This window comes from Pseudomonas mandelii (assembly GCF_006438925.1).
Lineage (GTDB): Bacteria > Pseudomonadota > Gammaproteobacteria > Pseudomonadales > Pseudomonadaceae > Aquipseudomonas > Aquipseudomonas mandelii_C.
Genome location: NZ_RCZA01000003.1, coordinates 317,274 through 337,024, shown reverse-complemented (window position 1 = coordinate 337,024; position 19,751 = coordinate 317,274). Strand labels below are relative to the sequence as shown.

The window sequence follows — 19,751 nt, the reverse complement described above, 5'->3', positions numbered from 1 at the left end:
TAAAACGGAATGGGCGTTGCGCGGTCGATCTTCGCGGCCCTGAAAAACGCGATTCTAACAGACGAGCCGCGCAAATCTGAGCCTCTGTGCATCGCTTCTCCTTATAGAATGGCGCATTCTTGGAGGATTCCAAGGGCCGGAGCCAAAGCACGCGCCAGGATTTAACAATCCGGGTTCCGTTTTTTTCAGCCTTGTGATATAAAATGCGCCGCTTTCCGGGGATCCCCTGAAAAGCCTAAATCCACACACGTGTCGACACGATGACCTGGGTGCCTTCAGCTGATGCTGCTGGTTGGTCATTGGGATACGTGGAGGCCAAACCCGACTTATTAAGGAACTATCATGTCCCAAGTCAACATGCGCGATATGCTGAAGGCCGGTGTGCACTTCGGTCACCAGACCCGTTACTGGAACCCGAAAATGGGTAAATACATTTTCGGCGCGCGTAACAAGATCCACATCATCAACCTTGAAAAAACCCTGCCAATGTTCAACGAAGCTCTGACTTTCGTAGAGCGTCTGGCCCAGGGCAAAAACAAGATTCTGTTCGTCGGCACCAAGCGTTCCGCTGGCAAGATCGTTGCTGAAGAAGCAGCACGTTGCGGTTCGCCGTACGTCGATCACCGCTGGTTGGGCGGCATGCTGACCAACTTCAAAACCATCCGTGCTTCCATCAAGCGTCTGCGTGACCTTGAAGTGCAAGCCGAAGACGGTACTTTCGCCAAGCTGACCAAGAAAGAAGCGCTGATGCGCACTCGCGATCTTGAGAAGCTCGATCGTTCCCTGGGTGGTATCAAGGACATGGGCGGTCTGCCAGACGCACTGTTCGTTATCGACGTTGATCACGAGCGCATCGCGATCACCGAAGCCAACAAGCTGGGCATCCCGGTTATCGGCGTAGTCGATACCAACAGCAGCCCGGAAGGCGTTGACTACATCATCCCAGGCAACGATGACGCAATCCGCGCTATCCAGCTGTACATGGGTTCGATGGCTGACGCTGTTATCCGCGGTCGCAACCACGTTGCTGGCGGCGCCGAGCAGTTCGTTGAAGAAGCTCCGGTAGCAGCAGCTGAGTAATTGACGCCTAGGCGTTGACTCAGTAAGCAAAAAGGGGGCTTGGCCCCCTTTTTGCCACCTCGAAAACCGTTTGTCGGCAGCGCAGTTACAGCCTTTGTAACGTGCAGCAGCCAGCAAGGGTGGTTCGGGAAGAATTGATCGCCCGTTCGGTCGGGTGGAATGGTTGAAAACCTATCCAAGAGGAATTTTGAAATGGCAGAGATTACTGCAGCGTTGGTCAAAGAACTGCGCGAGCGTACTGGCGAAGGCATGATGGACTGCAAAAAGGCCTTGACCAAGGCTGGCGGCGACATCGAAAAAGCCATTGATGACATGCGTGCTTCGGGCGCTATCAAGGCTGCCAAGAAAGCTGGCAACGTGGCAGCTGAAGGCGCGATCGCTCTGAAGGAAGACGGTAAATCCGCCGTTCTGCTGGAAGTGAACTCGCAGACCGACTTCCTGGCTTTGCAGGATGACTTCAAGGCATTTGTAGCTTCCAGCGTTGAAAAAGCGTTCGCTGACAAACTGACTGACGTTGCTCCGCTGATCGCAGCTCAAGAAGCCGATCGCCTGGTTCTGGTCGGCAAGGTTGGCGAAAACGTCAACATCCGTCGCCTGGCTCGCGTTGAAGGTGACGTTGTTGGTGGTTACCTGCACGGCAACAAGATCGGTGTTGTGGTTGCCCTTAAAGGCGGCAGCGTTGAGCTGGCCAAGGACATCGCCATGCACGTAGCGGCGACCAACCCTGAATTCCTGCTGCCATCGGAAGTTTCCGCTGAAGCGGTCGAGCGTGAGAAAGGCGTGTTCCTGACCCTCAACGCTGACAAGATCGCCGGCAAGCCGGAAAACATCGTTGAAAACATGGTCAAAGGCCGTATCAGCAAGTTCCTGGCTGAAGCGAGCCTGGTTGAACAGGCGTTCGTCAAGAACCCTGAAATCAAGGTTGGCGAACTGGCCAAGAAAGCCGGTGCTGAAATCGTTTCCTTCACCTACTTCAAAGTAGGCGATGGCATTGAGAAGCCGGTCGACAACTTCGCTGAAGAAGTTGCTGCCCAGCTGGCTGCCGCCAAGCAATAAGACAGTTTTTAACTGTCGCCCTGAAGAGGCTGCCCGCTCACGCGCGCAGCCTCTTTTCAGATGGGGCACCAATTTTTAATTGGTTTCCTTTTGGAACTGGCTTACAAAGCCATGTTCCGATGGCGCTGAAGCAGCGCCAAGTTAGAGTGAACGCCAGCTGTAAACAGCTCGCAAAGAATTTTTAAAATACGCCGCAGGAGAGATTCGCAATGGCTCAGCAGGGCAGTGGTTATCAGGCTCGCTATAAACGCATTCTACTCAAGCTTAGCGGCGAGGCCCTGATGGGCTCGGAAGAGTTCGGGATCGATCCGAAAGTTCTGGATCGCATGGCGCTGGAAGTCGGCCAACTGGTCGGCATCGGTGTTCAGGTCGGTCTGGTGATCGGCGGCGGCAACCTGTTCCGCGGTGCAGCGCTGAGCGCGGCCGGCATGGATCGGGTCACTGGCGACCACATGGGCATGCTGGCCACTGTGATGAACGCCCTGGCCATGCGCGATGCGCTGGAACGTGCCAATATCTCGGCCATCGTGATGTCGGCCATTTCCATGGTTGGCGTAACCGATCACTATGATCGCCGCAAAGCCATGCGCCACTTGAATGCCAAGGAAGTCGTGATTTTCGCGGCCGGTACCGGCAATCCGTTCTTCACCACGGATTCGGCAGCGTGCTTGCGTGCAATCGAAATCGATGCCGATGTCGTGCTCAAGGCGACCAAGGTCGATGGCGTCTACACCGCTGACCCATTCAAAGACCCGCATGCCGAGAAGTTCGATCATCTGACTTACGATGAAGTGCTGGATCGCAAGCTGGGCGTGATGGATCTGACTGCCATTTGCCTGTGCCGCGACCACAAGATGCCGTTGCGCGTATTTAACATGAACAAGCCCGGCGCCCTGCTGAATATCGTGCATGGCGGCGCTGAAGGGACCCTGATCGAGGAAGGCCAACAATGATCAACGAAATCAAGAAAGACGCTAAAGAGCGTATGCAGAAATCCGTCGAGTCGCTGATGCACAACTTCGGCCGTATTCGTACTGGCCAGGCGCACCCAAGCATTCTTGAAGGCGTGATGGTGCCGTATTACGGTTCCGACACTCCGATCAAGCAAGTGGCGAACATCACCGTCAAAGACGCCCGTACCCTGCAAGTCGTTGCCTTTGAGCGCAACATGCTGGGCGCCGTCGACAAAGCCATCGGTAGCGCAGGTCTGAACCTCAATCCGACCAACCTGGGTGAATTGCTGCTGATCTCCATGCCGGCCCTGACCGAAGAAACCCGTAAGGGCTTCACCAAGCAGGCTCGCGATGTCGCTGAAGATGCCCGTGTTGCGGTGCGCAACATCCGTCGTGATGCGAACAGCCAGCTCAAGGATCTGGTCAAGGAAAAAGAAATCAGCGAAGACGAAGAGCGCCGCGCCACTGGCGAGATCGACGATTTGACCAAGAAGTACGTGGCTGAAATCGACGCGAATCTTGCGCAGAAAGAAAAAGACCTGATGGCCGTATAAGGGTCGCGTTTTCATGGAAAAGACCAAGCAGACTGCGCCGTCCGCGGTGCCGCGCCATGTCGCGATCATCATGGATGGTAATAATCGCTGGGCGAAAAAGCGCTTTATGCCGGGTGTCGCCGGTCATAAAGCGGGCGTGGATGCGGTTCGTGCGGTGATCGAGGTGTGCGCCGAGGCCGGGGTCGAAGTATTGACCCTGTTCGCCTTCTCCAGCGAGAACTGGCAGCGCCCGGCCGACGAGGTCAGCGCCTTGATGGATCTGTTCTTCAAGGCGTTGCGTCGCGAAGCCAGGCGCCTGAACGAAAACAACATCAGTTTGCGCATCATTGGCGACCGTTCGCGCTTTCATCCAGAGCTTCAGGCTGCCATGCGTGAAGCTGAGGCAATGACGGCGGGCACCAATCGCTTCGTTCTGCAGATCGCTGCCAACTATGGCGGACAGTGGGATATTGCGCAGGCCGCACAGCGTCTGGCTCGGGAAGTTCAGGCTGGGCACCTGCGTCCGGAAGACATTACCCCGGAGCTCTTGCAAACCTGTCTGGCTACCGGCGATTTGCCGTTGCCGGACTTGTGCATCCGTACCGGTGGCGAGCACCGCATCAGTAACTTCCTGCTGTGGCAACTGGCTTACGCCGAGTTGTACTTCTCCGACCTGTTCTGGCCGGACTTCAAACACGATGCCATGCGTACCGCGCTGGCCGATTTTGCTTCTCGGCAGCGCCGCTTCGGTAAAACGAGCGAGCAGGTCGAGGCTGGAGCCCGGTTTTAATGCTTAAACAACGAATCATCACCGCGCTGATCCTGCTGCCGATTGCCCTGTGCGGGTTTTTCCTGCTCGAAGGTACCGGTTTTTCGCTGTTCATCGGGCTGATCGTGACCCTCGGTGCATGGGAGTGGGCTCGCCTGGCGGGCTTCACTGAGCAGCCGATCCGCGTTGCCTATGCGGCTGTGGTCGCGTTGATGCTGTTTGTCATGCATATCGTGCCTGGGCTCGCGCCTTGGGTGTTGGGCGCTTCGGTGCTTTGGTGGGGCGTTGCAACCTATCTGGTGCTGACTTATCCGCGCTCCACCGAACTTTGGTCAAGCGCTGCCTGCAAGCTGGTGATCGGTCTGCTGATCCTGCTGCCCGCCTGGCAAGGTCTGATTCAGATCAAGCAGGAGTCTTTGGGCAACTGGCTGATCATGGCGGTGATGGTGCTGGTCTGGGGCGCTGATATCGGTGCTTACTTCTCCGGCCGGGCCTTTGGCAAGCGCAAGCTGGCGCCACAGGTCAGTCCCGGCAAAAGCTGGGAGGGCGTCTATGGCGGCCTCGCGGTGAGTCTGGTCATTACTGTCATTGTCGGTCTGGTTCGAGACTGGACGGTGGCGCAGCTGTTCAAAGGTCTGATGGGTGCAGCCATCATCGTGTTTATCTCGGTGGTAGGTGATCTCACCGAAAGCATGTTCAAGCGTCAGTCCGGGATCAAGGACAGCAGTAATCTGCTGCCGGGGCACGGCGGCGTGCTGGACCGTATCGACAGCCTGACTGCAGCGATTCCAGTGTTTGCAGTGCTGCTGTGGATGGCGGCACCGTGAGCCGCCCGCAGCAGATTACCGTCCTGGGGGCGACCGGTTCGATTGGTCTGAGCACGCTTGACGTCATCGCTCGTCATCCCGAGCGGTATCAGGTTTTCGCCTTGAGCGGTTTCACCCGTCTGAGCGAACTGTTGGCGCTGTGTGTTCGTCATACGCCGCGGTTCGCCGTGGTACCTGAGGCGGGTGCTGCCCGAGGCTTGCAGGACGACTTGCGCGCCGCAGGTCTGTCGACTCGCGTGCTGGTGGGAGAGGAAGGCCTGTGTCAGGTTGCTTCCGATCCTGAGGTCGATGCGGTCATGGCGGCCATCGTGGGCGCCGCGGGCTTGCGACCGACTCTGGCGGCGGTCGAAGCCGGCAAGAAAATCCTCCTGGCCAACAAAGAAGCACTAGTGATGTCGGGTGCGCTGTTCATGCAGGCGGTGCGCAAGAGTGGTTCGGTGTTGCTGCCGATCGACAGCGAGCACAACGCGATTTTCCAGTGCATGCCACAGGATTTCGCTCGCGGACTGGGTGCCGTCGGGGTGCGTCGGATTTTGCTCACGGCCTCTGGCGGTCCGTTCCGACAGACACCTGTGTCTGAACTGGTGCATGTTTCCCCTGAGCAAGCGTGTGCCCACCCGAACTGGTCCATGGGGCGCAAGATTTCGGTGGATTCGGCCAGCATGATGAACAAGGGGCTGGAGTTAATCGAAGCCTGTTGGCTGTTTGATGCCCAGCCGTCCCAGGTCGAAGTGGTGATTCATCCTCAAAGCGTGATTCATTCGCTGGTCGATTACATCGACGGTTCGGTATTGGCCCAGTTAGGTAACCCTGATATGCGCACGCCGATCGCTAACGCGCTGGCCTGGCCGGAGCGAATCGACTCGGGTGTTGCGCCGCTGGACCTGTTTGCAATTGCGCGGCTGGACTTCCAGGCGCCTGATGAAGAGCGATTCCCGTGTCTGCGCCTTGCGCGTCAGGCGGCTGAATCCGGCAATAGCGCGCCGGCCGTGCTGAATGCGGCGAATGAAGTGGCGGTCGCGGCCTTTCTCGACGGGCGGGTTCGCTACCCGGAAATCGCGAGTATCATCGAAGAAGTATTGAATCTCGAGCCCGTGGTTGCGGTTGACGATCTCGAGGCAGTGTTCACGGCCGACGCAAAAGCGCGAGTACTGGCCGAACAATGGTTGAGTCGTCACGGGCGGTAAGTGCTGCAATACGTTGACCCATGCAGCACTGGACAGGATTGCGGAGAAAGTAGATGAGCGCGCTCTATATGATTGTCGGCACCCTGGTGGCTTTGGGTGTGCTGGTCACCTTCCACGAATTCGGCCATTTTTGGGTCGCACGTCGCTGTGGGGTCAAAGTGCTGCGTTTCTCCGTGGGCTTCGGTATGCCGTTGCTGCGCTGGCACGACAAGAAAGGCACTGAGTTCGTCGTCGCCGCGATCCCGCTGGGCGGTTACGTGAAAATGCTCGACGAGCGCGAAGGCGAAGTGCCGGCTGATCAGCTTGATCAAACCTTCAATCGAAAATCCGTCCGCCAGCGTATTGCTATCGTATCGGCGGGTCCGATTGCCAACTTTTTACTGGCGATGATTTTTTTCTGGGTGCTCGCCATGCTCGGCAGCGAGCAAGTGCGCCCGGTCATTGGTGCAGTCGAGTCCGGCAGTATCGCCGCCAAGGCTGGTTTAAGCGCGGGCCAGGAAATCATTGCCATCGATGGCGAGCCAACTTCCGGCTGGGCCGCGGTGAACCTGCAGTTGGTCCGTCGTCTTGGGGAGAGCGGTTCCCTGCAGTTGCTGGTCCGTGATCAGGGTTCCACAGTGGATTCGTCCCGTGAGCTGATGCTGGATAAATGGCTCAAGGGTGCCGATGAGCCGGATCCGATTCGTTCGCTGGGTTTGCGCCCTTGGCGTCCGGCGCTGCCACCGGTTCTGGCCGAACTTGATCCGAAAGGCCCGGCACAGGCTGCTGGCTTGAAGACCGGTGACCGACTGTTGGCTCTGGACGGCAAGTCGCTTGATGACTGGCAGCAGGTGGTGGACACGGTCCGTATGCACCCTGATACCAAAATCATGCTGCGCGTCGAGCGTGATAGTGCTCAAATCGACGTCCCTGTGACGCTGGCCGCTCGCGGCGAGAAGAAGGCACCCAGTGGTTATCTGGGGGCTGGGGTGAAGGCGGTTGATTGGCCGCCAGAAATGATTCGCGAAGTGAGTTATGGTCCTGTGGCAGCGATTGGGGAGGGTGCTCGACGCACCTGGACCATGAGCGTACTGACCCTCGATTCGCTCAAGAAAATGTTGTTCGGTGAGCTCTCGGTAAAAAACTTGAGTGGACCGATAACCATTGCTAAAGTGGCGGGCGCTTCTGCCCAGTCGGGTGTCGCTGATTTCCTGAATTTCCTTGCTTATCTGAGTATTAGCTTGGGGGTTCTGAATTTGTTGCCCATTCCTGTACTGGATGGGGGGCATTTGTTGTTTTATCTGATCGAGTGGGCGCGTGGTCGCCCCTTGTCGGATCGGGTGCAGGGTTGGGGGATACAGATCGGTATCAGTTTGGTGATCGGGGTGATGTTGCTTGCTCTTGTCAATGATCTGAGTCGACTGTAACGCTTCGCTGAATTGCGAATCTGCCGCATTTTGCGGCAGTTTGTTTATTGCCAGTTGGAATAAGAAAGGACTTCATGAAACGTCTGCTGCTAACTGCGGTTCTCACCGTATTGATGATCGCCGAAGTTCACGCCGAGTCCTTCACTATCTCTGATATTCGCGTCAATGGCCTCCAGCGGGTCTCCGCGGGTAGCGTCTTTGGTGCTTTGCCGTTGAACGTCGGTGAACAGGCGGATGATCGTCGCCTGGTGGAATCCACTCGTGCGTTGTTCAAAACCGGTTTCTTTCAAGATATCCAGCTGGGCCGCGATGGCAACGTCCTGGTCATCACGGTAGTCGAGCGCCCGTCGGTCGCCAGTATCGAGATCGAGGGTAACAAGGCGATCTCCACTGAAGACCTGATGAAAGGCCTCAAACAATCCGGTCTGGCCGAAGGCGAGATCTTCCAGCGCGCTACCCTCGAAGGTGTGCGTAACGAGCTGCAGCGTCAATACGTCGCTCAGGGTCGCTACTCGGCTACCGTCGACACTGAAGTGGTGCCGCAGCCGCGTAACCGCGTTGCGTTGAAGGTCAATATCAACGAAGGCACCGTTGCTGCTATCCAGCACATCAACGTGGTGGGTAACACCGTCTTCCCTGATGAAGACCTGATCGACCTGTTTGAACTCAAGACCACCAACTGGCTGTCGTTCTTCAAGAACGATGACAAGTACGCTCGTGAAAAACTTTCCGGTGACCTGGAGCGTCTGCGCTCCTACTACCTGGACCGTGGCTATATCAACATGGATATCGCTTCGACCCAGGTGTCCATCACCCCGGACAAGAAGCACGTCTATATCACCGTCAACGTCAATGAAGGTGAGAAGTACACCGTCCGTGACGTCAAGCTGAGCGGCGACCTGAAAGTCCCTGAAGACCAGGTCAAGTCCCTGCTGCTGGTCCAGAAAGGCCAGGTGTTCTCGCGCAAGTTGATGACCACCACGTCCGAACTGATCACCCGCCGTCTGGGTAACGAGGGTTACACCTTCGCCAACGTCAATGGCGTGCCTCAGCCTCATGATGAAGACCACACGGTTGACATCACATTCGCCGTCGATCCGGGCAAGCGTGCCTACGTGAACCGCATCAACTTCCGTGGCAACACCAAGTCCGAAGACGAAGTGCTGCGCCGTGAAATGCGTCAAATGGAAGGCGGCTGGGCTTCGACTTACCTGATCGACCAATCCAAGACTCGTCTTGAGCGTCTGGGCTTCTTCAAGGAAGTCAACGTCGAAACGCCGGCCGTGCCGGGTGTCGACGACCAGGTGGACGTGAACTACAGCGTTGAAGAACAAGCCTCCGGTTCGATTACCGCTAGCGTCGGTTTCGCCCAGAGTGCCGGCCTGATCCTCGGTGGTTCGATCACCCAGAACAACTTCCTGGGTACGGGTAACAAAGTCAGCATCGGCTTGACCCGCAGTCAATACCAGAGCCGCTATAACTTCGGTTACGTCGACCCGTACTGGACTGCTGATGGCGTGAGCCTGGGTTACAACGCGTTTTATCGCACCACCGACTATAAAGACCTCGATGTCAACGTAGCCAGCTACGCCGTAGACAGCCTGGGTGCAGGCGTCAGCGTTGGTTACCCGATCAGCGAGACTTCGCGTCTGACCTTCGGTCTGTCTGCACAGGAGGACAAGATCAAGACTGGTCAGTACACCGTTGACGAGATTTTCGCCTTCGTTAACAAGGAAGGCGATCAGTACCTCAACTTCAAGGCATCGGCTGGTTGGTCAGAGTCCACCTTGAACAAAGGTGTACTGGCGACCCGTGGTCACTCCCAGAGCTTGACCGCGGAAGCCACGACGCCGGGCAGCGACTTGTCGTTCTTCAAGCTCGATTACCGCGGTCAATTGTTCCAGCCGCTGTCTGAAAATTACACCATGCGCCTCCACACCGAGCTGGGTTATGGCGATGGTTATGGTTCGACCGATGGCTTGCCGTTCTATGAAAACTACTATGCTGGTGGTTTCAACTCGGTACGTGGCTTCAAGGACAGCACTCTGGGGCCTCGTAGTACTCCGAGCCGTGGCGTGAACCCTGGGACCACAGCCGACCCGGATCAGGATCCACTACCGTTTGGTGGTAACGTCCTGATTCAGGGTGGTGTAGAAGTTCTGTTCCCTCTGCCGTTCGTGAAAGATCAGCGTTCCTTGCGCACTTCAGTATTCTGGGACGTGGGTAATGTGTTCGATTCGACTTGCAAGCAGAGCACTAACGCCGATGGTTCGAAGTCCAACACTCAGTGTAACGATGTCAGCCTGAGCAATATGGCCAGTTCGGTAGGTGTCGGTGTGACATGGGTTACCGCCCTTGGTCCGTTGAGCTTCGCCTTGGCGATGCCAGTCAAAAAACCGGACAGCAATGCCGAGACTCAAGTGTTCCAATTCTCCCTCGGCCAGACGTTCTAAGCGTCTGACCCAAGATAACGACAATGGATTTTGTAGGAGTGCATCGTGCGTAAGTTGACTCAATTGGTTCTCCTGGCGACCTTACTGGTAGCAGGTCCGGCTTTTGCCGACATGAAAATCGCCGTTCTGAACTATCAGATGGCTCTGCTGGAATCCGATGCGGCCAAGAAGTACGCCGTTGATGCCGAGAAGAAGTTCGGCCCACAGCTGAGCAAACTCAAGACTCTGGAAAGCAGTGCCAAAGGTATCCAGGACCGTCTGATGGCCGGCGGCGACAAGATGCAGCAAGGTGAGCGTGAACGCCTGGAACTCGAGTTCAAGCAAAAGGCTCGTGACTTCCAGTTCCAGTCCAAGGAACTGAACGAAGCCAAAGCTGTTGCCGACCGTGAAATGCTGAAACAGCTCAAGCCGAAACTGGACAGCGCTGTGGAAGAAGTCATCAAGAAAGGTGCTTTTGACCTGGTCTTCGAGCGTGGCGCAGTGATTGATGTCAAACCTCAGTACGACATCACTCGCCAGGTTATCGAGCGCATGAATCAGCTGAAGTAATCATGACAGCGACTATAAAGCTCGGCCAATTGGCCGAGTTCCTCGGCGCCACACTGCGTGGCGACCCGGAGAAAGAAATTACTGGGCTAGCCACTTTGCAAGAGGCTGGCCCAGTTCAGTTGAGCTTTCTCGCAAACCCCCAATACCGTAAATACCTGGCTGACAGCCGGGCCGCAGCCCTGTTGCTGAAGGCCGCTGATGCTGAAGGTTTTGCAGGTAATGCGCTGGTCGTGCCTGATCCGTATCTGGCCTACGCGCGGATTTCTCATCTGTTCGATCCCAAGCCAAAGGCCGCTGTCGGTGTTCATCCGACAGCCGTTGTGGCAGCGGATGCAGTAGTCGATCCAGCAGCGAGTATTGGTGCTTTTGCGGTGATCGAAAGCTGCGCACGTATTGCTGCGGGTGTGACCGTTGGCGCGCACTGCTTCATTGGTGCTCGCTGCGAGATTGGCGAGGGCGGCTGGCTGGCCCCGCGAGTCACGCTGTACCACGATGTTCGCATCGGTAAGCGGGTGGTGATTCAGTCCGGTGCCGTACTCGGCGGCGAAGGTTTCGGTTTTGCCAATGAGAAAGGTGTCTGGCAGAAGATCGCTCAGATCGGTGGTGTGCTGGTCGGTGACGACGTGGAGATTGGCGTGAATACCGCTATCGATCGCGGTGCACTGGCCGATACCGTTCTGGGTAACGGGGTGAAACTCGACAACCAGATTCAGATCGCCCACAACGTCCAGATCGGTGATCACACTGCCATGGCCGCGTGCGTGGGGATCTCCGGCAGCACCAAAATCGGCAAGCATTGCATGCTCGCCGGTGGCGTAGGGCTGGTGGGGCATATCGAAATTTGCGACAACGTTTTTATCACCGGGATGACCATGGTGACCCACTCGATTACCGAAAAGGGTTCTTATTCTTCCGGTACAGCCATGCAACCGGCAGCCGAATGGCGCAAAAGCGCGGCCCGTATCCGTCAGCTCGATGACATCGCGCGGCGTCTGCGACAGCTGGAAAAGCGTGTAGGGGAAGTGACCCCTGACGGTAATGCTTCATCAGATGGCTGATACCATTTCCATATCAAGTGTGCACAGCCGCTAGACTGCCTCCTTGATTTGCTAGAGGGGTGCGCGTCAGTCGCGCCTCCCAATCTTTACATAGGCTTCCCCCCGAAATGATGGACATCAACGAGATTCGCGAATACCTGCCTCACCGTTACCCGTTCCTGCTGGTGGACCGGGTCGTGGATCTGGATGTGGAAGGCAAGCGCATTCGCGCCTACAAGAATGTCAGCATCAACGAGCCGTTCTTCAATGGTCACTTCCCTGCGCATCCAATCATGCCGGGTGTGTTGATCATCGAAGCGATGGCACAGGCTGCCGGCATCCTTGGCTTCAAAATGCTCGACGTGAAGCCTGCCGACGGCACGCTCTACTACTTCGTCGGCTCCGACAAGCTGCGTTTTCGCCAGCCCGTCACCCCAGGCGATCAGTTGATCCTCGAAGCCCGCTTCATCAGCTGCAAGCGCCAGATCTGGAAGTTCGAATGCCAGGCTTCGGTCGATGGCAAGCCAGTCTGCTCTGCTGAAATCATCTGCGCGGAACGCAAACTATGAGTTTGATTGACCCTCGCGCAATCATCGATCCGACGGCTATCCTGGCCGACGGCGTCGAGGTCGGCCCTTGGTCGATCATCGGTGCAGGTGTGGAAATCGGCGAGGGGACAGTGATCGGGCCGCATGTGATTCTTAAAGGCTCGACCCGAATCGGAAAGCACAACCGTATCTACCAGTTTTCTTCGGTAGGCGAGGACACGCCCGATCTGAAATACAAGGGTGAAGAAACCCGTCTTGTCATTGGTGACCACAACGTCATCCGTGAAGGCGTGACGATTCACCGTGGGACCGTTCAGGACCGTTCTGAAACAACCCTGGGCGATCACAATCTGATCATGGCCTATGCCCACATCGGCCACGACAGCGTCATCGGCAACCACTGCATCCTGGTCAACAACACCGCGTTGGCGGGCCATGTGCACGTTGAAGACTGGGCGATCCTGTCCGGTTTTACCCTGGTTCATCAGTATTGCCATATCGGCGCCCACAGCTTTTCCGGTATGGGCACCGCCATCGGCAAGGACGTTCCTGCGTACGTCACGGTGTTCGGCAACCCGGCCGAAGCCCGCAGCATGAACTTCGAAGGCATGCGTCGTCGCGGTTTCAGCGAAGATGCGATCCACGCGCTGCGTCGTGCCTACAAGGTGGTTTACCGCCAGGGGCTGACGGTCGAACAGGCACTCGCCGAACTGGCCGAGCCTTCGGATCAGTTCCCGGAAGTCGCGGTATTCCGTGATTCCATCCAGTCTTCGACCCGCGGCATCACTCGTTAATCATGGCTAATCTGCGTATTGCGCTGGTAGCGGGTGAGGCTTCCGGCGACATTCTTGGCGCGGGTCTCATGCGCGCACTCAAGGCTCAGCACCCGGCAGTGGAGTTCATCGGTGTCGGCGGTCCGCTGATGCAGGCCGAAGGCCTGACCTCGTATTTCCCGATGGAGCGTCTTTCGGTCATGGGCTTGGTGGAAGTGCTGGGCCGCTTGCGCGAGTTGCTGGCACGCCGCAAGAAGCTGGTTGCCGACCTGATCGCCGAGAAGCCGGACGTGTTCATCGGTATCGATGCCCCGGACTTCAACCTCAATATCGAACTCAAGCTGCGTCAGGCCGGGATCAAGACCGTGCATTACGTGAGCCCGTCGGTTTGGGCGTGGCGGCAGAAACGGGTGCTGAAGATTCGCGAAGGCTGCGATTTGATGCTGACGCTTTTCCCGTTCGAAGCGAAATTCTATGAAGAGAAGGGCGTGCCGGTGCGGTTTGTCGGGCACTCACTGGCCGATGCGATCCCGCTTGAAGCCGATCGCGCTGCCGCGCGGGCTGAACTCGGTTTGCCCGACGGGCCGCTGGTTGCTCTGATGCCCGGCAGTCGCGGTGGCGAAGTTGGCCGGCTCGGCGCGTTGTTTCTCGATACGGCCCAGCGTCTGCGAGCCCTGCGCCCTGGTGTGCGGTTCGTCATGCCTTGCGCCGGCCCCGAGCGCCGCAAACAACTTGAAGAGCTGCTGGCAGGCCGAGATCTGCCGCTGACATTGCTCGATGGCAAATCTCATCTGGCTCTGGCGGCCTGCGACGCGGTACTGATTGCCTCCGGGACCGCTACGCTTGAAGCGTTGTTGTACAAACGGCCGATGGTGGTCGCGTATCGATTGGCACCGCTGACGTTCTGGATTCTCAAGCGCATGGTGAAAAGTCCCTACATTTCCTTGCCGAACCTGCTGGCCCAGCGCCTGTTGGTGCCCGAGTTGTTGCAGGACGATGCGACGGTTGAAGCCTTGGCCCAAACGCTGTCGCCACTGATCGAAGGCGGTGAAGAACAGACCCGCGGCTTCGATGAAATTCACCGTACCTTACGTCTGGACGCCTCCAATCAGGCGGCGGACGCGGTACTGAACCTGATCGGCAAAACACAATGAGCAAAGCAAGCATTCAGATGGGCCTGGACTTCACCCTGGTCGCCGAAGTTGAAGATCTGGTCGCCGGCGTTGATGAAGTCGGTCGCGGCCCGCTTTGTGGTGCAGTGGTGACAGCCGCGGTGATCCTCGATCCGAACCGTCCGATTCTGGGCCTGAATGATTCGAAGAAGCTCACGGAAGCACGCCGCGAAAAGCTCTACGACGAGATCTGCGAAAAAGCCCTGAGCTGGTGCATCGCTCGCGCCGAAGTCGAAGAAATCGACGAGCTGAACATCTTGCACGCCACCATGCTGGCCATGCAGCGCGCGGTCGAAGGCCTGCACATCACGCCGAAACTGGCGATGATCGATGGCAATCGTTGCCCGAAGCTGTCGATGCGCGCCGAAGCAGTGGTGCAGGGCGATGGTAAGGTACCAGCCATTGCGGCAGCGTCGATTCTGGCCAAGGTCAGCCGCGACCGCGAGATGGCAGCGTTCGAATTGATTTACCCGGGGTATGGCATCGGTGGCCACAAGGGCTATCCGACGCCCGTTCACCTGGAGGCGCTGGCCCGCTTGGGGCCAACGCCGATTCACCGCCGCTCGTTCGCCCCGGTACGCCTGGCTTACGAGGCGCGGGAAAACCTGATCGAGAGTTAGTCGCAAGGCTGATGTTTTTGCCAAGGCCCGGTACAATCCGGGCCTTGTTGTCTTCACGTTTCTAGTTTCTAGACAGGATCACTATGCCGGCTTCATTCGTTCATCTACGCCTGCACACTGAGTATTCCCTGGTCGACGGTCTGGTGCGGATCAAACCGCTGGTCAAGACCCTGGTCGGCATGAACATGCCTGCCGTAGCGGTCACCGACCAGAACAACATGTGTTCCCTGGTCAAATTCTATAAAGCCGCCATGGGCGCCGGGATCAAGCCGATTTGTGGCGCCGACCTGTGGCTGTCGAACAAGGATCCGGATAACGCTCTGAGCCGGATCAGCCTGCTGGCGATGAACGCCGTCGGTTATCGCAATCTCACCGAACTGATCTCTCGCGGCTTCATCGACGGTCAGCGCAATGGCTCGGTCATCATCGAGCGCGAGTGGGTGGCCGAAGCCAGCGAAGGCTTGATCATGCTGTCGGCGGCAAAAGAAGGCGAGATCGGTCTGGCGATGCTCAGTGGCAACCCGGCCGAAGCGGAAAACCTGGCACGTGAATGGATGGCTGTGTTCCCGGATCGCTTCTACCTGGAAATCCAGCGCACCAACCGTCCCAACGACGAAGAACAGTTGCACGGTGCCGTGGCCCTGGCTGAAAAAATCGGTGCGCCGCTGGTCGCGACCAACGACGTGCGCTTCATCAAGCAGGAAGACTTCGCCGCTCACGAAACGCGCGTTTGCATCGGTGAGGGCCGCGCCCTCGATGATCCGCGGCGTTCGAAAAATTACAGCGATCAGCAATACCTCAAAAGCGCCGAGGAAATGGCCGAGCTGTTCAGCGACATTCCCGAAGCGCTGGAAAACACCGTCGAGATTGCCAAGCGCTGCAACATCGAAGTGAAGCTGGGCACTCACTTCCTGCCCAACTTCCCGATCCCCGATGGCATGACCATCGACGAGTATTTCCGCAAGGTTTCCTTCGATGGTCTGGAAGATCGCCTCAGCGTTCTGTTGCCCAAGGACACCACCGAAGACTACGAAACCAAGCGTCAGGTCTACGTCGACCGGCTGAATTTCGAGCTGGATATCATCATCCAGATGGGTTTCCCCGGTTACTTCCTGATCGTTATGGACTTTATTCAGTGGGCCAAGAGCAACGGCGTGCCGGTTGGCCCAGGCCGTGGGTCGGGTGCCGGGTCGCTGGTGGCCTACGTGCAGAAGATCACTGACCTTGACCCGCTGGAATATGACCTGCTGTTCGAACGTTTCCTTAACCCGGAACGGGTATCCATGCCCGACTTCGACGTCGACTTCTGCATGGACGGTCGTGACCGCGTGATCGATTACGTGGCCGAAAAATACGGCCGCAACGCGGTTAGCCAGATCATCACCTTCGGTTCCATGGCGGCAAAGGCTGTGGTCCGTGACGTGGCGCGGGTACAGGGCAAGTCTTACGGCCTGGCGGATCGTCTGTCGAAGATGATCCCGTTCGAAGTCGGCATGACCCTGGAAAAGGCCTACGAACAGGAAGAAATCCTGCGTGACTTCATCAAGGTTGATGAAGAGGCCGCGGAAATCTGGGAAATGGCCCGCAAGCTTGAAGGCGTTGTGCGTAACGTCGGTAAGCACGCCGGTGGTGTTGTTATTGCCCCGACCAAGCTGACTGACTTCTCGCCAATTTATTGCGATGAGGCCGGTGATGGTCTGGTCACCCAGTTCGACAAGGATGACGTTGAGGCCGCCGGTCTGGTGAAGTTCGACTTCCTCGGTCTGCGGACCCTGACGGTCATCGACTGGGCGCTGAAAACCATCAATCGTGATCGCGCCAAGGTTGATGAGCCGCCGCTGGATATCGCGTTCATCCCGCTGGATGACAAGCCGACTTACCAGTTGCTGCAAAAAGCCGAAACCACCGCAGTGTTCCAGCTTGAGTCGCGCGGCATGAAAGAGCTGATCAAAAAGCTCAAGCCCGACTGCCTGGAAGACTTGATCGCACTGGTGGCCCTGTTCCGTCCCGGCCCGTTGCAATCGGGCATGGTGGACGACTTTATCAACCGTAAGCACGGTCGCGCCGAACTCGCGTACCCGCACTCGGACTACCAGTACGAAGGCCTCAAGCCGGTTCTGGCACCGACTTACGGCATCATCCTGTATCAGGAACAGGTGATGCAGATTGCCCAGGTCATGGCCGGTTACACCCTCGGCGGCGCGGACATGCTGCGTCGAGCCATGGGTAAGAAAAAACCCGAAGAAATGGCCAAGCAGCGCGGCGGTTTCATTGAAGGTTGCAAGACCAACAATATCGAAGCCGACCTGGCCGGGAACATTTTCGACCTGGTAGAAAAGTTCGCCGGTTACGGCTTCAACAAATCCCACTCCGCTGCTTATGGCCTGGTGTCATACCAGACCGCCTGGCTAAAAACGCACTACCCGGCGCCATTCATGGCCGCGGTACTGTCGGCGGATATGCACAACACCGACAAGGTCGTGACCTTGATCGAAGAAATTCGCACCATGAAGCTGCGTCTCGACGCGCCGGATGTGAATACTTCGGAGTTCAAGTTCACGGTGAATGACGAAGGCCGAATTATTTACGGCCTCGGCGCGATCAAAGGTGTGGGCGAAGGTCCGGTGGAAGCCATCACCGAGGCGCGTCAGGAAGGTCCGTTCAAGGATCTGTTCGATTTCTGCGCCCGTGTCGACCTCAAACGTATCAACAAGCGCACCCTGGACGGTTTGATTCGCAGCGGTGCGCTGGATCGTCTGGGGCCTTACTTCCATGACGAGCAGAAAGCCTATCAGGCCAACATCGACCGCAATCGCGCGGTCCTGCTGAACGCCATGGAAGGGGCGATCAAGGCGGCCGAACAAACCGCGCGTACTCATGACAGCGGTCATGTCGATCTGTTTGGCGGTCTGTTCGTCGAAGAAGACGCTGATGTCTACGCCAATCACCGCAAGGCCAAGGAGCTGACCCTCAAGGAACGCCTGAAAGGGGAGAAAGACACCCTGGGCCTGTACCTGACCGGTCACCCGATCGACGAATACGAAGGTGAGATCCGCCGTTTCGCCCGTCAGCGCATCATCGACCTGAAACCGGCGCGCGATACCCAGACCGTCGCCGGCATGATCATCGCCTTGCGGGTGATGAAGAACAAAAAGGGCGACAAGATGGGTTTCATCACCCTCGACGACCGCTCCGGGCGGATCGAAGCGTCGTTGTTTGCCGAAGCATTCCATTCGGCGCAATCGTTGTTGCAGACCGACGCGATGGTGGTGGTCGAAGGTGAAGTCAGCAACGACGATTTCTCCGGTGGCTTGCGGCTGCGGGTCAAGCGGGTGATGAGCATGGAAGATGCGCGTACCAACCTGGCCGAAAGCCTGCGCTTGAAGCTGCAGACCCAGGATTTGAAAGGCGATCAGCTACGCTGGCTCGGTGAGTTGTTCAAGCGTCACCGTGGCGCGTGCCCGATCACCATGGAATACACCAGTCCCGATGCGAAGGCCTTGCTGCAGTTCGGCGAGACCTGGCGGATCGACCCGGCGGATGCCTTGATTCAAGCCCTGCGTGACCAGTTCGGGCGAGACAACGTCTTCCTCCAATACCGTTGATGGTCAGGTGCCGCTCTTCCAAAAGGGAGCAGCTCTGATCTCGACCCAATTTTTAATCTCGACCTGAACGCGCCTCTCCCTTAAGGTAGGCGCGAATAGACAACCGGCCGGCCCAAGCTCTCTTGGATGTCGACCCAAGACGGACGCCTATGAACCCGAATTTTCTAGATTTCGAACAGCCGATCGCCGACCTGCAAGCCAAGATCGAAGAGTTGCGCTTGGTCGGTAATGACAATTCGCTGAATATCGGCGATGAGATCTCCCGCCTGCAGGACAAAAGCAGCACGCTGACCGAAGACATCTTCGGCAAGCTGACCAGCTGGCAGATCGCGCGTCTGGCGCGTCACCCGAAACGTCCGTACACCCTGGACTACATCGAACACATCTTCACCGAGTTCGACGAACTGCACGGCGACCGTCACTTCTCCGACGATGCTGCGATCGTGGGCGGCATTGCCCGTCTGGACGACCAGCCGGTAATGATCATCGGTCACCAGAAGGGCCGTGAAGTGCGCGAGAAAGTTCGCCGCAACTTCGGCATGCCGCGTCCGGAAGGCTACCGCAAGGCGTGCCGCCTGATGGAAATGGCCGAACGTTTCAATATGCCGATCCTGACCTTCATCGACACCCCGGGCGCTTACCCAGGTATCGACGCTGAAGAGCGCAACCAGAGCGAAGCGATTGCCTGGAACCTGCGCGTCATGGCGCGCCTGAAAACCCCAATCATCGCCACCGTGATCGGTGAGGGTGGTTCCGGTGGTGCTCTGGCGATCGGCGTTTGCGATCAACTGAATATGTTGCAGTACTCGACTTACGCGGTGATTTCGCCGGAAGGTTGCGCCTCGATTCTGTGGAAGACCGCCGAGAAAGCGCCGGACGCTGCAGAAGCCATGGGCATCACTGCCGAGCGCCTGAAAGGCTTGGGCATTGTGGATAAAGTGATCGGCGAGCCTTTGGGCGGCGCGCACCGTAATCCGGCCGCTGCGGCCGCATCGATCCGTGCCGAGCTGAGCTCGCAGCTGGCGATGTTGAAGAAGTTCGATAACGAAGCGCTGTTGGCTCGCCGTTACGAGCGTCTGATGAGCTACGGTCTCTGATCTGACCTCGCTTTACCCATGTGGGAGCGAGCCTGCTCGCGAAAGCGGTATAATAGCCAACAAATATGTTGAATGTTAAGCAGCCT

Annotated in this window: 17 protein-coding genes; all 17 read left to right on the top strand. The window is 57.5% G+C overall.

Annotated elements, in window-relative coordinates; translation table 11 throughout:
• The first annotated feature begins 342 nt into the window (after nt 1–342).
• The 17 genes from rpsB to EAH74_RS08580 all read left to right on the top strand — a co-directional run bounded on the left by rpsB (nt 343) and on the right by EAH74_RS08580 (nt 19,665).
• Nucleotides 343–1,080 carry a 30S ribosomal protein S2 gene (rpsB, locus tag EAH74_RS08660; protein WP_049709669.1) on the top strand — a complete coding sequence of 246 codons (738 nt, stop codon included), beginning with the start codon at nt 343–345 and terminating at the stop codon, nt 1,078–1,080.
• A 192-nt stretch (nt 1,081–1,272) separates the two neighbouring features.
• Nucleotides 1,273–2,136 (top strand): translation elongation factor Ts, encoded by an 864-nt coding sequence (gene tsf, locus EAH74_RS08655; RefSeq protein ID WP_033056302.1) that lies wholly within the window; start codon nt 1,273–1,275, stop codon nt 2,134–2,136.
• A 209-nt stretch (nt 2,137–2,345) separates the two neighbouring features.
• A complete protein-coding gene (gene pyrH / locus EAH74_RS08650) occupies nt 2,346–3,089 on the top strand; it encodes a UMP kinase (RefSeq protein ID WP_003172271.1) in 744 nt (247 codons plus the stop codon).
• Complete coding sequence (gene frr, locus EAH74_RS08645) at nt 3,086–3,643, top strand: ribosome recycling factor (RefSeq protein ID WP_008028968.1); 558 nt, start codon at nt 3,086–3,088, stop codon at nt 3,641–3,643. Before pyrH ends, frr begins: the two co-directional genes overlap by 4 nt.
• 13 nt (nt 3,644–3,656) lie before the next feature.
• Entirely contained in the window at nt 3,657–4,412 is a 756-nt protein-coding gene (uppS, locus tag EAH74_RS08640; RefSeq protein WP_123365853.1) for a polyprenyl diphosphate synthase, read from the top strand.
• Nucleotides 4,412–5,218, top strand: coding sequence for a phosphatidate cytidylyltransferase (locus EAH74_RS08635; protein ID WP_140677650.1), 807 nt, complete (start codon nt 4,412–4,414; stop codon nt 5,216–5,218). The genes uppS and EAH74_RS08635 overlap by 1 nt, the downstream gene beginning before the upstream one ends.
• Entirely contained in the window at nt 5,215–6,405 is a 1,191-nt protein-coding gene (ispC, locus tag EAH74_RS08630) for a 1-deoxy-D-xylulose-5-phosphate reductoisomerase (protein WP_140677648.1), read from the top strand. The genes EAH74_RS08635 and ispC overlap by 4 nt, the downstream gene beginning before the upstream one ends.
• Nucleotides 6,406–6,458: 53 nt before the next feature.
• On the top strand, nt 6,459–7,811 hold the full coding sequence (gene rseP, locus EAH74_RS08625; protein WP_140677646.1) for a sigma E protease regulator RseP: 1,353 nt from the start codon (nt 6,459–6,461) through the stop codon (nt 7,809–7,811).
• A 74-nt stretch (nt 7,812–7,885) separates the two neighbouring features.
• Nucleotides 7,886–10,264: an outer membrane protein assembly factor BamA gene (gene bamA, locus EAH74_RS08620; RefSeq protein ID WP_123365856.1), complete on the top strand. Its 2,379-nt coding sequence runs from the start codon at nt 7,886–7,888 to the stop codon at nt 10,262–10,264.
• Between the two features lie 45 nt (nt 10,265–10,309).
• Complete coding sequence (locus EAH74_RS08615; protein WP_123365857.1) at nt 10,310–10,813, top strand: OmpH family outer membrane protein; 504 nt, start codon at nt 10,310–10,312, stop codon at nt 10,811–10,813.
• 2 nt (nt 10,814–10,815) lie between these two features.
• Complete coding sequence (gene lpxD / locus EAH74_RS08610) at nt 10,816–11,871, top strand: UDP-3-O-(3-hydroxymyristoyl)glucosamine N-acyltransferase (protein ID WP_140677645.1); 1,056 nt, start codon at nt 10,816–10,818, stop codon at nt 11,869–11,871.
• A 107-nt stretch (nt 11,872–11,978) separates the two neighbouring features.
• A complete protein-coding gene (gene fabZ / locus EAH74_RS08605; protein WP_008154051.1) occupies nt 11,979–12,419 on the top strand; it encodes a 3-hydroxyacyl-ACP dehydratase FabZ in 441 nt (146 codons plus the stop codon).
• Nucleotides 12,416–13,192: an acyl-ACP--UDP-N-acetylglucosamine O-acyltransferase gene (gene lpxA / locus EAH74_RS08600; protein WP_140677643.1), complete on the top strand. Its 777-nt coding sequence runs from the start codon at nt 12,416–12,418 to the stop codon at nt 13,190–13,192. Before fabZ ends, lpxA begins: the two co-directional genes overlap by 4 nt.
• A gap of 2 nt (nt 13,193–13,194) precedes the next feature.
• Nucleotides 13,195–14,325, top strand: a complete 1,131-nt coding sequence (gene lpxB, locus EAH74_RS08595) for a lipid-A-disaccharide synthase (RefSeq protein ID WP_140677641.1) — start codon at nt 13,195–13,197, stop codon at nt 14,323–14,325.
• Nucleotides 14,326–14,336: 11 nt separating this feature from the next.
• Nucleotides 14,337–14,963 (top strand): ribonuclease HII, encoded by a 627-nt coding sequence (gene rnhB / locus EAH74_RS08590; protein ID WP_161990825.1) that lies wholly within the window; start codon nt 14,337–14,339, stop codon nt 14,961–14,963.
• Nucleotides 14,964–15,046: 83 nt separating this feature from the next.
• Nucleotides 15,047–18,568: a DNA polymerase III subunit alpha gene (dnaE, locus tag EAH74_RS08585; protein WP_140677639.1), complete on the top strand. Its 3,522-nt coding sequence runs from the start codon at nt 15,047–15,049 to the stop codon at nt 18,566–18,568.
• Between the two features lie 149 nt (nt 18,569–18,717).
• Nucleotides 18,718–19,665: an acetyl-CoA carboxylase carboxyltransferase subunit alpha gene (locus EAH74_RS08580; RefSeq protein ID WP_140677637.1), complete on the top strand. Its 948-nt coding sequence runs from the start codon at nt 18,718–18,720 to the stop codon at nt 19,663–19,665.
• The last annotated feature ends 86 nt before the right edge of the window (nt 19,666–19,751 follow it).